A 13,189-nucleotide genomic window follows, 5' to 3' on the forward strand; every position below is an offset into this window, starting at 1 on the left:
TTAATAGCCCATATAGACTGTTTTTAATTGGGTAAAGAACTCTAAGCCGACTCTTCCGGATTCACGGAAGGTAGACGTACTTGATTTTTTCAAGCCTCCAAATGGGGCATTCATTAAGTTGCCTGTTGTGGTTCGGTTTACTTTGACTGTTCCCGCCTGGATATCTTTTGTAAATTGGTTGGCGACTTTGAGATTATTGGTAATAATCGAAGCAGACAAACCATACTCGACGTTATTCGCCACGGCGATGGCTTCTTCATATGTATCTACTTCAATCACAGCCACCACCGGGCCAAAGATTTCCTCTTTCGCTATCCGCGAATCTGCTTTTACATTTGTAAAAATGGCCGGTTGAACATAGTAACCTTTTTCGAATTCTCCTGTTAATAATGGCTCACCGCCATAAACCAATTCAGCGCCATCTTCTTTGCCGAATTCAATATACTTTAAAACATTTTTCAATTGTTTTTCGTTCGCAAGAGGGCCAATTTTCACCCCTGCTTCAAAACCATTCCCTATTTTTAATGCACTCGTTTTTTCAACGAGTTTTTGTACATATTCCTCTTTTACGTTTTTCAAAACGATAACACGGCTCGTTCCCGTACAAGCCTGCCCTGTTAACGAAAAGCCCCCGTTTACCGTCAAAGTAGCGGCAAGATCAAGATCGGCATCATCCATAACAATGATTGGATTTTTTCCGCCCAGTTCCATTTGCGTACGTGTGGTAAAGCTGGCCTTTTTATGGATGTCTTCACCAGCTGCAGTTGAACCTGTAAAAGTAACTGCCCTTACAGCAGGATGGGTTACCAATTGATCTCCCACGTCTGAAGCTTTTCCCGTAACAAAGTTAATCACGCCTTTAGGAATTCCTGCCTTATCTAGTGCTTCGACTAGACGAAAAGCAATCAATGGAGTATCAGAGGAAGGTTTAAAAACAACCGTATTCCCCGTGATTAAAGCGGGAGCGATTTTTCGAGCTGGTATAGAAAGTGGAAAGTTCCAAGGAGTAATGACACTTACTACTCCGAGTGGTTCTCTTTCCGTTGAAACTTTCATATTTGCATCATCATTTGGAAAGGTTTCCCCCGTAAAACTTTGTCCTTCTACAGCATAATAGCGGAGCGTTTGTGCAGAACGTATGATTTCATTCTTCGCATCATCGACATGCTTGCCTTCTTCCCTTGTTAACTCTTCAGCAAGGGTAGCAACATTTTGCTCGAGAATACTGGCAGCTTGATTTAAGATAGCCGCACGTTTGGATGGTGCAGTTTGGGACCAACTAGGAAAAGCATTCTTAGCTGCTTCAATCGCAAGTTGTACATCCTGTTCGTTTGAAGCCTGGAATTCTCCAACCAGATCTTCTGTATTCGCAGGATTCACACTAAAAAAGGTTTTCTTGCTTACCGATTCCTGCCATTCTCCATTAATATAATTATTGAATGTCTCTACTTTTGTAGTAATCACCACTATCACCTTTTTTCATTTATTAGGTCCCACTATTATTTGAAAATTTGATTCTATAAAAATGGCCGTCACTTAACCCTTTAAAATACAAGATTAATATGACGGCCGGTAAACGGGTGCTTCCGCTTATCTATTTACTTCGTTTCTACTAAAGCCCCTAAATCTTGCTCACAATATTCTCTCCATAGACCATCCATGTACATCCGGCGCATTTTAGCTCCTGTACGAACAACTTCTAAGCAACGTTGTTGTAATTCTGGTGTGTCAGCGTGGTCAAGAACGATTTTGTAACCACGCTCACCATGGATTTCATCTGAAACGATGTGTAAGTCAAAGAATTCAATTTCTTCATCTGTAAAATTGTATTTTTCACGTAAAGCCGGAGTTTGTTTACGATAAATATCAGGAACTTGTGATTCTAATCCAACAACTAGTGCTGCAGTTGCTACGACAAAATTCTCACGAGCTGCTACTGCGAAACACCAACTTTGAAGCCCTAGTGTCGTTGGAGCCATATTGTTAGGATCGATAATTCTTTCGGCAGTTGTACCACATGCTTCAGCAAATCGAATCAATAAATCTGTGTGGCGGTCGGCAGCGATTTCTTCTTCATACATATTTTGAAGAGTGAAATCCTTTGCCGCTGCAAACTTAGGATCTGATGGAGTATTATGGTAAATATACGCTAAGTAATCTGCGAATGGTCCTACATAATGGTAGTGATTTTCAGCCCATCTAGAAAAGTGTTTTCTTTCAAGTTTCCCTTCAGCCCAAGCTACTGTAAATGGAGCCTTCTGGCTATGGTTACCTTTAATTGCTTCCTCTAATTGTCTGCGAAATTCATCTTTAAATAATTCTGTCAACTGAAACTCCTCCTCTAATTTTATGTAGGTACCCAATTTAAAATTGGTATTTGATATTTTGTATACCAAGTTAGTTTAAAAATAAAAAGATGTGGGAATATTTCTCTTTCCAGCACTCTTTTATTCAGTGAATATATCGTTTTGGTATACCTTACGTTTATACTACCAATATATTGTTTATTTGTAAATATAATTTTTAGAATTTTTAAAAGATTGATAATCTTTTTTCTACCTCAATATTATTGATGAACATCCACTTTCAAATCTAATAATTTGTAGAGTTCTTTCGATAGATTTTCTAGTGATTCTTTAACGATCTGCTGGCCTATCTCCCAGCTGGCTTTTGTGGCATCCCCGATACAGCCATTATTGGTCATTTCTTCATATAAATAAAATCCTTGAATGGCTTTTCCAGGTCGAAGCTGCTTCCACCTACCATCCTCTTGAATATCACCTTTTTCTAGACTTTCCGGCCGGACAAGTTCGGGAGCTAAATAAAGCGCTTCAGAAACTTCTCGTTCACAGCTATGACCAAATAATGACGAGGTAACATTTGCCTGAATTGCCTTTTTAGCAGAAGCAGTTGTTTTTGCATAATAAATTTCTACCTCCAGTTCTTTCGTTAACATCATCGAGGCCACATTAAGCGTTGACTGATTCCCGCCGTGAGAATTTAGAAACAAAAACTTTTCAATCCCGTGATGCTTTAAGGATGAGACAACATCCTTTAAGACCGCGATTAATGTAGTCGGCTGTAAGGAGATTGTTCCCGGAAAATTCAAATGGTGCGGCGAAACTCCCATATTAACGGTTGGTGCGACCACTGCATAAGGAAACATCCTCTTTCCTAGCTTCTTGGCCATCTTCTCTGCTAATACTGCATCACAGCTTTCAACCATATGGGGACCGTGCTGTTCATGGGCACCAATTGGTATAATAGCAAGTTTAACTGTCTTAAGAGCCGATTCTACTTCTTTCCATGTCATACTGGTAAGATCATAACAATCCATTCCTTTTCACCTTCTTGGATTCATTGTATTTTGTATACCGTTTATAAAAATAAAAAAATTCCCTATTAAGATTGAATTGCCGATTGCTTCTTCGGGACCTGGATTGAAATATTTTCTTGAGAGATTTCAATATCTTCTTTTATCGTTAATTGGCATGTTAAGCGGTATCCCTCATTTACCTTATCCCCAAGCATTTTTTCTTCTTTCCAATTCGGTGGTGCCAACCCTTCTGCTCCATTCACTACGATACAAGTGCATTTCGTGCAGCGTCCCATCCCGCAGCCATACTTTAATTTAGGTAATTGGCGTGTGCCAGCTAAGACGACTAAATTGGCATTATCTTTAACCTCTTGTTCTATTGTGGTTCCATCCACATGAAGGATCAATTTTGGCATACTGTTACCCCTTTCTGTTTATTCTAAAAATTTTGATACTTTTCTGAAGTATACAATCTTTTTGACAGAGAAGCAAACTAGAATTTAATAATGGACCAATTTTTTCAAATCAAACTCCTAGTCTAGCAACTGTTTTGGTAATTATTTAAATATTTAGAATATATCCTTGAACATTTTAACAGCATGAGATAAAATACACATAAGAGTTTGGTATACAATATTCCTTTGGAGGTGAGTAAAGACAAATCTTACTGTCATAAGTTTTGATACTTAACGCATGGCAAGACAATCCATACTTACCTGAACGATTTTTTTAATAGGATAAAAAATTACTTTAAGGAGTGTTCTGCATGGGGAAATATATTGTGCTAACAAATAAAGATACCTTCCAAACGATTCTTGAAAACGATGGATTAAAACCGATTGAGACCTATCATTTCTATTTCTTTGACTCTCTAAAGGCGAAATACACCATTGCCGAAGTTCTTGATGAAACGATTAAAATTCAATTATTCGAGAGCTATGAAGGAAAAGAATATGTTAATCAGATCGCTGTTAAGTTTTTTGAAAAGTTTGATACAATTGAAGCAGCACGTGAAGAATTAAATGAGATCGTCAAAGCATCCGGAAACAGTCAGGATTCTGTAAACTCCAAACTGGTAAAATCAACTGAAGTAGCCGTTTAAGAATTTCATCGTGTCATTTAATTGCTTCTATATATATGAAATCCGGAGAGATAACCGTGTCTCTCCGGATTTTATTCTTTAAAAGTGCAACAAAAAACCGTCACTTGGTAGTGGCGGTTGAATAAGTATCATTAAAATTTAAGCGTTTTTCTTAATGAAGCAAGTTTTTTTTCAGCTTTTTCTGCAGCTCTTTTTGATCCAAATAGAAAGTTAAACATGGATATATCCCCCTATTAATTGAGTTATTTGATAATGTAATTGTATAATGGGAGGAACAAGAAAACAAGTTTTTGTATACCAAATACCAAAATAAATTGGTGTTTATGGCTAATTTGTGACATTTCCCAGTCTGAAATACGTGTTTGGTATACAATATTTAAAAGATAGGGTGGTTGATATGCTTAGATATATGTTTTTTATCGTTATTATATTGTATTTATTCTCTGTGCTCTTACCAGGGCTCAAGCTCGGTGTACTAATCTCCTGTTTAAGTCTTGCGATTGTCCTTATTACCCTATTTCAAGCTAAACGGTTTGTTCAAATTTTAGGTGGGACATTCTTGCTTTTTGGAGTGGTCTTACTGTCAACAAGCGGAGCTTCTTGGCAGCAATACATCCTTTCTTTCGGATCGATGCTGGACTTGTTAACCATGTTTACATTGATTCCGATTTTAGGGATTCCTATTAAATTAGGAGGCTACAGTGGAGGCATACAAACGATTATTCAAAAGAGAGTAAAAACTTCTGGTCAACTGTACATGATCACTTCAGGCATTTCGTATTTTTTTAGTATTTTTATGAATTTGGCCACCTTACCCATGACATATTACTCGATTAGGCCTGCATTAGATGTCATTCCCGTTGAGAATAAAGAACGGTTCATGAGTAGAGCGATTACGCGCGGTTTTGCCATGCCTTTACTCTGGGCACCTGTTACCCCGATTGTCGGGATTGTTATCACAATGACAGGTGTAAGCTGGGTCTCCATTCTTCCATATGTAATTCCCTTAAGCATCGTCGGAGTAGGTGTGGATTGGTATATTGGCTCACGAAGGGCAAATATTATGATTCATAACAAAGAGAACCTATCTGTCCATGAAACCGCAGCAACCATTGAACCAACGGGTAAAATGAATCGAACTGGTAGAGTCTTTCAAATTTTCCTGGCCATCATCATTTTTAACCTTGTCATTTCATTAGTAGAATCAAAGTTTCCCTATCCGTTTTTAATTTTAGTATCCTTGCTGGTAATTCCGTTTTCCTTTACCTGGTCACTTCTATTAAAACAAGGTAAAGAGTTTGGTGCCCATTTGTTTAAACATTTTCAAACCTTTTCTGTAAGTATGAAGGATCAATTCTTCATTTATTTATCGGCAGGTTTTTTTATCTCAACGATTAATGTTTCTCATGCGAATGTTTGGTTGGATGCCTGGGTAAACAAATTTATCGATTTTGCTGGTGTTGAGATCTTTCTGATTTTATTACCGTTAATCCCGTTGGCTTTTGCGTTTTTAGGACTACACCCTGCGGTATCACTAGCATTAATGACCGAAGGCTTGAATCCAGAGGTAGTTGGAATCTCGCCACATATCTTGACAGTCGCAATGTTAGCCGGAGCAGTATCTGCTTTTCTTGTAGGTCCTTATAATGCCACGCTAGGCCTAATGTCAAGCATCGTCAAGGAAACCTCCTATAAAGTGTCCAACTGGAACCTTTCCTTTGCAAGTATTTATATCGGCTGTGTCATGGCGTATCTATTTATTTTACAATTGTTACTATCCTAACGATATAATCGCATAATTAAAGGTGTCAATCCATAGGGTTGACACCTTCAGCCATTTTATGGGGTTTTACGTTCATCTATTTCACTAGAATTCTCTGCTTTTATTTCTGCAGCTATTTCCTTCGCAAAATGGCCTAGACTCCCCTCACTATACGAACGGATCACTTCAGGAGCTAACGATGTTAAGGCTCTTTTCAGGTAATCTGGAGATAACCCTCTGTTCACAAATTCCATCTCGATTGATATGGCTGTCTTAATGGCAAAATACGTAGCTAATTTATTTACCTCTGTTAAACAATCCTCTCTATCTACCTTTACCTTGCCAAGTATATGAAAAAGTTCACCGATGTTCTGGGGTAACGCTGATTCGCTAATAAATAATCCATTTCCATGTTCTAATAAATCCTTTGAATGCCCCATATATTTGACCCCATGTACCTGTAAGTAGGGTAACTTGACTGTTATTTCTTTGGTAAGAAGGTTCGTTGCCATATTAATGATCCTTGGAGTATGTGGACCATTGTTTGGCAGTTTTAACGATGTGATAAACGGAATAACCTCCGTTGCTGGCAAGGCTAGGATTAAGATATCAACTTTTTTCAATTCACTTTCTGTTAAAAGATATCCATTTTGAAATGACTGCAGAAACTGTTCCGCTTTCGTTTGAACAGGATGGTAAACTCCTAGTGCAATCTGCTTTTTATCCCAATGTGTCATCATTGCTTTCCCTAATTTACCGAGTCCTACTAAACCAATCTTTAGGTGTACCATCTTCTATCCCCTCTCTTCCTCTTCAACCTATGTCGAATCTCATATCAAAATAACTATTTTTAAACAAGGCTATTTTCGCATAGATTGTTGTTTTTCGAATAAGTTCATCAACCCGTATACCTATATGCTTCGTGGCATCTTTTCGTAAGAACCTGTGCGAAAATTGCCTAGAAACTTAAGTTATGACCCTTATAAAGCTCCAATAGCAACAAAGTTTACGAAAAGAGCCTTAAACAACAAATAATAAGGCTATCCCAAAAATCAGTTCGCTGCTGACTTTTGAGATAGCCCTTAAATTTATTAGCGACCCCTAATTTGTTTCTAGTCTAATGAAATAGTTTAGTACAAGGAGCTGCTCAGTTACCAGATGATAACTGCCAAGATCGTCGCAATGAAAAGTCCGGTTATTACCGGGAAGAAATTCTTTCTGGCCAGCTCTAACGGTGAAACTTGTAAGAAGCCTGCAACGGCAACAAGTGATGACCAGGCAATCAGCGTGCCTCCACCGCTCCAAACGGCACCCATTTGTCCAATCGCTGCAAGAACGGAAGGATCGATGTTGCTTCCAGGTCCAATCGCTCCAGACAAAGCACCCGTTAACGGAAGTCCCGCAAACCCAGAACCATCTAACCCGGTAATAATACCAACAATTAAGATACTAAATGCAGCAATAAATGGGCTGTGTGGAATATAGTTTTGACCTGCTTGGATCAAATCAAATAGAAATCCTGGCTTCGCTGCATCTTCACCTAACGAAAGGATCGACGCTGAAAAGTCTCCACTTCCCATAAAGAAGTAACCTGCAATCGGAATAACGGGAGCCATAGCTCTAAAAGCGAAAACAAAACCTTCAGTAATATGTTCGCTAATTTTATCGAGTGCATGAATTCGGTTAAAAGCGATCGTTGCTAAAACTAAGAGAATCGTAGCAACACCACCAATAAAGGCTGCACCGTCGCCTCCCTCGAATCCAGCTCCGCCGCCAATTTTGGTCTGGAACATAAAAATCATAACTGCAAGCATGGCTAATGGAACAATGATCGCGAATATTTTACCCCATTTTGCTTTTATCTTAATCACTTCAGCAGTCTCTTCTACCGTAGCAGCAAGCTCCTCGGTAACTTGAAAGAATGCTTTTTCTGCATTGTTATTTTCACTTACAGATCTTTTGGTTATCGATTTACGATGTGTAACATACACAATTGCAAGAGAGCTAATCCCAGTAAAGAGAGAAAGAATAAAGGCCTTATCTGAAACTAACGATTTATCAATTCCTGCGGCTTTCGCACTTAGCATTGGGGCTACTTGCATTATATAGTCTGATGAAAGGGCCATACCTTGACCTGCAATAACAATAACCATTGCTGAGGTCATAACTGGTAATCCTGCACTTACTGCAGCGGGTACTAATAAAGCACAAATTAATGGAACAGCTGGGGTTGGCCAGAAAAACAGTGAAATCACATACGTCGTGACCATTAAGACTAGAAAAGAAACGTGTCCGTTAACCATTATTTTTTGGATTGGTACGACCATCCTTTTATCTGCACCTAAATCCTTCAAGGAATTAAGGAGACCGATCATAATGGAAATAATTAGGAAAATACTAAATAGTTCCTTTGCCGCAACGAGGTTAGCATTAAATACGGCTTGAAATCCCGCTATTACGCTGCCTTTATACACGGCTGCCACTAAAAAGGTTCCAACAATAAGGGGTAAAACAACACCTTTTCTAAAAAGCATGATAATAATAACGGCTACAGTGACAACTAGATAGACCCAATGAGCTGCTGTTAATTCCATATTTCCCCTCCGTTGTTTTAAAATAGTTTAAAACGATTGTAGCGAAAGATTTCCTTAATTGAGGAAAAGATCGTAGGAGAGGAATGTTCGTCATCATGGTGAAAATCCTCTACTTCTGATTTTCTTTTCTTCATCACATAAAGGATAAACAATGGCAATTTTCATTAGAAGAATAAATTAGAGAGATCACATTTTGCATTTTGTGGATTGTATACCATGGTTTTATAAAATTTTTTTACGGAATTACATATAACCACCATCACTGAATAGCAAGTCCCTTCATTACCAGACCACATACTAGCTCCTACATCATTCAATCTACAAACCAAGAAAATCTGGTCTTACCATGCTGTTACCTTTGTTGTATGTAGTTTGATAGATTAGGAATGATCAAGATCCACCCCTTCCTTTTCACTATGGACACCTTGTTTTCATTAAGGTTGAAAATAATATAACATTATTCTCTATTCTTTGCAAACTATTTTGAAAATTTAGAAGTTTATATAAATTCAGTTGATTACTCTTGCTTTTGTGGGTCTAATCGGCTAAAATGTAGAAAATTAATGGTATACGGTATACTAAATATTTTTTATACATAGATTGAGAGCTTTATAGTTAATGGGATAAACAAAAATTTAATCCGAGGAGAATGAATATGTTAAGAGCTGGTATCATTGGATTTGGAACGCTTGGAAAGAGTATTAGCGAATTAATTGAGTCAGGACAAGCTGGTGATGTCGTTCTTCAAGCCCTTTTGGTTAGAACCCCGCTTGGCCCTTTGGACCAAACGCCAAATCAATGTACAGTAACTACGAATGAAGATGTTTTTTTTAACCAAGATTTAGATATCATTATTGAAGCAGCTGGACACCATGCTCTTCAACTATACGGGGAAAAAGCCCTTTCCATTGGTTGTAATTTAGTCATCCTATCCGTTGGTGCTTTAGCGGATAAAGATTTTTATGGGACATTACAGGCAGCAGCGAAAAAATACAAGACACAAATGATTATCCCGTCTGCAGCCATCGCTGGTTTGGATCGAATAGCCGCAGGGGTATTAGGTGAAATTGATGAAATAACGCTGATTACGAGGAAACCGCCAAAAAGTTGGTATGGGACGATTGCTGAGGAAAAAGTAAATTTGGAAACCATTAAAGAACCATATTGTATCTTTGAAGGCAATGCTAGAAATGCCGCAAAGTTATTCCCTCAAAATGTGAATGTATCGGCAGCGTTAAGCCTTGCCGGGATTGGCTTTGAAGAAACCAAGGTTCAAGTGTATGTTGATCCGACGATTCAAATGAATACCCATACCATTGTTGCCAAGGGCTATTTCGGTCAAATGGAAACCACCATACAAAACAATCCTTTTAAGGAAAATCCTAAATCTAGCCCGATTGTCGCAATGAGTGTTGCAAAAGTGTTGCAAAACCAAACCACCTCTGTTGTGATTGGTGTTTAATACCTTGTAGACAGAAAAAGAGAAACTCCACTTGGGATGGAGTTTCTCTTTTTATTTCTTCTCTTTTCCTTGATTGACTGCCTCAATATACGCTTTTCGAGAATTTTCAATATGAATTTTCGTCAAATATTCGGCCATTTCTATTTCTTGATTTATAATAGCTTCCATTATTCGTAGGTGTTCTTCCATTGACTGTACCGGCCGGCCCGGATTTTTATACCCTGTCTTGGCAAAGGCCCGAATATAGTCCGATAAGCCGCTTAATATTTCATAAAGCTTTGCATTTTTAGCGGAACTGTATAAGAGATGATTCAATTCACCATGTAAATTAGAGAAATCATGATCATTTTTATTCTTTAAACAGTCTTCCACTTTTTTACTGTACTCGATGAACTTACTTTTGGTTTCATCGTCCAGCTTTTGAACAGCTAATTTGGCTGCCAAAACCTCAAGCGAAGAAAGAATCGTAAATACTTCAATAACTTCCTTCTCTGAAATATCCGCAACAATAACACCTTTTCTTGGCACGGTTTTGACAAACCCTTGAGATTCTAATCTAAATAAAGCTTCGCGAATCGGTGTCCTGCTTATATTTAATCGTTCGGCTAGTTCCCGTTCCACTAAACGATCACCGGTTTTAAATTCACCTTCTAAAATAAGATCTTTAATATGAATAAAGACCCTTTCTCGTAAAGATATTAGATCTTCCTCGGCCCAATTATTCCCCACAATTTCTCCTTCTTTCTAGGTATACATTGTACCAATTATAACTCACTCTATTTGTAAACATCAAATTCTTTGGTTGGAATTACCATTAAAAAGATAGGTTATAAGTAACTTTACCATCTACGAGGATTTTCTACAGGTCTTTTCAAGTTGTCCCTTCTCCTAATACTGCTTGCGTAATAATTTTTGTCATCGCTTCGGCTATCATCATGACCGTATATAATCGGGTGTTATTTAAGGATTGTGCCGGTGATAGCGGGTCTAGGTAATTCACAACAGCTTTCATATGGTATTCACCTACATGAGGGAGCTTTTTATTGACAGCCATGCCAGGAATTAATGAACCTTCTTTTAAAAATATAAACCCAATTTGCTTTTCATCACCTAAACAAGCATCGATTCCCAAAATAAACGGATCGTTGTGAGTTTGATTAATTTCCTTAAGGATCTTGTTTATATTTAAGGCATGAACTGGTTTTTCGAGAGTTCCATATACAGGTAATAGAATGTCAGTTTCTTTCAGCATCGTCCCAACGATTGGTCCGAGAGAGTCTCCTGTTGAACGGTCGGAACCCACACATAAGAAAATGACTTCCCTTGAGGTATTAGTAAGAACTTCTGTCAGTTTATTGACAAATTCATTAAACTCGTGTCCCTCTGAGGTCTCTTTTACGGAAAAATAGCATGACCTTCCTGCCTTTTCAATCGTCTTTTTCTTGCCGTCAAAAGGCCACATTAGCATCAACCCTCTTCTCAAGTTGTAGTTCCTAATTCCTGCCCATTTTTCCACTGTCATGTCCCTACACTTCTCTCGAGAAATTTTACACGTCTTCCTATATTTTATGATAGCGATGAATAAACCTTCCATATCATTACTTATTAAAATCACAAAAAACAGATGACAGTTCACATCTTTGTAACAAAATGGTGCCTGACACCAACAAAATAAAAACTCTGTGGTTTAGTTCCCAACAGAGCTTCATTCTAATAATTTATCATTTAAATTCCACCACCATCATCATGTATGGTGCTGTTTTCCTTGCGGATGGTCGATGAAAGACTTAACGCCCCCACAGTTGCAATCAAAGTACTTAAAATGATAATGATATTATAAATATTAATCTTCACTAAAAGGTTAATAAGTATATAAGAAATGACCAGTGAAGCTAACGGGGAGATAAGCCAAACTTTTAGGATCCTTTGTATGACAGATTTCTGCCAAATTCCAAACCCTTTTTGCGAAGCGCCTACACCTAATATTCCGCAAGTCGTAACTTGGGTTAACGGAATGGGGAGTCCAAATATTGAAGCCAGAATAACGAGGGTTCCTCCTGTAAAAGAAACAGCGCTTCCTTCCAGTAAAGACAGTCTGGTAATCTTCTTCCCATTCGTTTCAAGAACCCTGTTTCCTAATAAAATAGCTCCAATTGAAACGAATAGCCCCCCTATCCAAATTCCTTTAGTCGTGGAAATCATCCCAGCCCCAACCAGCGGCCCAACAGCATTAGCGACATTATTCATCCCTGCAGAAAAAGCTTCTAAACAGCCCCCCACGACAAGTAACACGGCCAGCCATCTTTTCCATTTTCCATTCTTCGTCAATCCAACCCATCGTTTCTCAGCCTTGGCAATCATTTTTCCAAGAAAAAATGTAATGAGAAAAGAGACGATTGGAACTAACACCCAAAATAAAACAATGACCAACAGGTTATTTATGTACAAACTTTTAAAAGCGATCCCTGCTCCAACAATCGATCCAACGGTAACTTCACTTGTTGATAAGGGAATTCCGATTATATTTGCAATAAATAACGTCAATGTAGCACCAGCAAGGATTAGAACGACTAATTTTATCGTTAGGAGATTAGAAGGAATAATTCCCTCGCCAATTGTTTTCACAACCTCCCCACCACCAAGCACGGCCCCAAGAAAAGCTGCCACAGCAACTAGCACCATTGCCAAGCGCTTACTCTTTATTGCATCTGCACCATAGGCCGACCCCATCGATGCTGCCGTCCCACTTGCTCCAATATTCATCGCAAAGAAGAAAGCAATAATAAAAGCAATCGACGTCCAAACCATGTAGAATCTCCCCTTATGTTACCTATCTATTTTCCTGGTAAACTATTATCTTATTTTTCTCCTTCAATAATTCACACTATTCAGGTAGGAATAATTTAGTATGTTGATTATTATACCGTTCAAAACCCCATTAATCAACCAATTA

The 13,189-nt window shown here is 38.2% G+C and carries 12 protein-coding genes; 3 read left to right on the forward strand and 9 right to left on the reverse strand.

The window, feature by feature from the left end; translation table 11 throughout:
* From ACJ004_RS06840 to ACJ004_RS06855, 4 genes are all read right to left on the reverse strand, one after another.
* Nucleotides 1-1,467 (reverse strand): aldehyde dehydrogenase family protein, encoded by a 1,467-nt coding sequence (locus tag ACJ004_RS06840; protein ID WP_410892139.1) that lies wholly within the window; start codon nt 1,465-1,467, stop codon nt 1-3.
* 131 nt (nt 1,468-1,598) lie between these two features.
* Nucleotides 1,599-2,327 carry an iron-containing redox enzyme family protein gene (locus ACJ004_RS06845; RefSeq protein ID WP_410892011.1) on the reverse strand — a complete coding sequence of 243 codons (729 nt, stop codon included), beginning with the start codon at nt 2,325-2,327 and terminating at the stop codon, nt 1,599-1,601.
* Between the two features lie 239 nt (nt 2,328-2,566).
* A complete protein-coding gene (locus tag ACJ004_RS06850) occupies nt 2,567-3,313 on the reverse strand; it encodes a creatininase family protein (RefSeq protein WP_410892013.1) in 747 nt (248 codons plus the stop codon).
* An 89-nt stretch (nt 3,314-3,402) separates the two neighbouring features.
* Nucleotides 3,403-3,732 carry a 2Fe-2S iron-sulfur cluster-binding protein gene (locus ACJ004_RS06855; RefSeq protein ID WP_410892014.1) on the reverse strand — a complete coding sequence of 110 codons (330 nt, stop codon included), beginning with the start codon at nt 3,730-3,732 and terminating at the stop codon, nt 3,403-3,405.
* A 350-nt stretch (nt 3,733-4,082) separates the two neighbouring features.
* Here ACJ004_RS06855 and ACJ004_RS06860 point away from each other — a divergent pair, with 350 nt between their 5' ends.
* Together ACJ004_RS06860 and ACJ004_RS06865 are read left to right on the forward strand one after the other, a co-directional pair.
* Nucleotides 4,083-4,418, forward strand: coding sequence for a hypothetical protein (locus ACJ004_RS06860; protein WP_410892016.1), 336 nt, complete (start codon nt 4,083-4,085; stop codon nt 4,416-4,418).
* Between the two features lie 397 nt (nt 4,419-4,815).
* Nucleotides 4,816-6,201: a hypothetical protein gene (locus ACJ004_RS06865; RefSeq protein ID WP_410892017.1), complete on the forward strand. Its 1,386-nt coding sequence runs from the start codon at nt 4,816-4,818 to the stop codon at nt 6,199-6,201.
* 56 nt (nt 6,202-6,257) lie between these two features.
* Here ACJ004_RS06865 and ACJ004_RS06870 read toward each other — a convergent pair whose 3' ends face one another.
* Both ACJ004_RS06870 and ACJ004_RS06875 read right to left on the reverse strand, forming a co-directional pair.
* Entirely contained in the window at nt 6,258-6,971 is a 714-nt protein-coding gene (locus tag ACJ004_RS06870; RefSeq protein WP_410892018.1) for an NAD(P)-binding domain-containing protein, read from the reverse strand.
* Between the two features lie 360 nt (nt 6,972-7,331).
* On the reverse strand, nt 7,332-8,774 hold the full coding sequence (locus tag ACJ004_RS06875; protein WP_410892019.1) for a hypothetical protein: 1,443 nt from the start codon (nt 8,772-8,774) through the stop codon (nt 7,332-7,334).
* 655 nt (nt 8,775-9,429) lie between these two features.
* Between ACJ004_RS06875 and ACJ004_RS06880 the strand changes: the two genes are divergently transcribed.
* Complete coding sequence (locus tag ACJ004_RS06880; protein WP_410892020.1) at nt 9,430-10,236, forward strand: aspartate dehydrogenase; 807 nt, start codon at nt 9,430-9,432, stop codon at nt 10,234-10,236.
* A 51-nt stretch (nt 10,237-10,287) separates the two neighbouring features.
* Here the strand turns inward: ACJ004_RS06880 and ACJ004_RS06885 are convergent, their stop codons facing one another.
* The 3 genes from ACJ004_RS06885 to cysP all read right to left on the reverse strand — a co-directional run bounded on the left by ACJ004_RS06885 (nt 10,288) and on the right by cysP (nt 13,044).
* Complete coding sequence (locus ACJ004_RS06885) at nt 10,288-10,965, reverse strand: GntR family transcriptional regulator (RefSeq protein ID WP_410892022.1); 678 nt, start codon at nt 10,963-10,965, stop codon at nt 10,288-10,290.
* A gap of 142 nt (nt 10,966-11,107) precedes the next feature.
* Nucleotides 11,108-11,758 (reverse strand): spore protease YyaC, encoded by a 651-nt coding sequence (gene yyaC, locus ACJ004_RS06890; protein ID WP_410892024.1) that lies wholly within the window; start codon nt 11,756-11,758, stop codon nt 11,108-11,110.
* Nucleotides 11,759-11,961: 203 nt separating this feature from the next.
* Nucleotides 11,962-13,044 carry a sulfate permease gene (cysP, locus tag ACJ004_RS06895; protein ID WP_410892025.1) on the reverse strand — a complete coding sequence of 361 codons (1,083 nt, stop codon included), beginning with the start codon at nt 13,042-13,044 and terminating at the stop codon, nt 11,962-11,964.
* Nucleotides 13,045-13,189 lie beyond the last annotated feature (145 nt).

The sequence above is a fragment of the Neobacillus sp. 204 genome, from assembly GCF_046562815.1.
GTDB lineage: Bacteria > Bacillota > Bacilli > Bacillales > Cytobacillaceae > Neobacillus.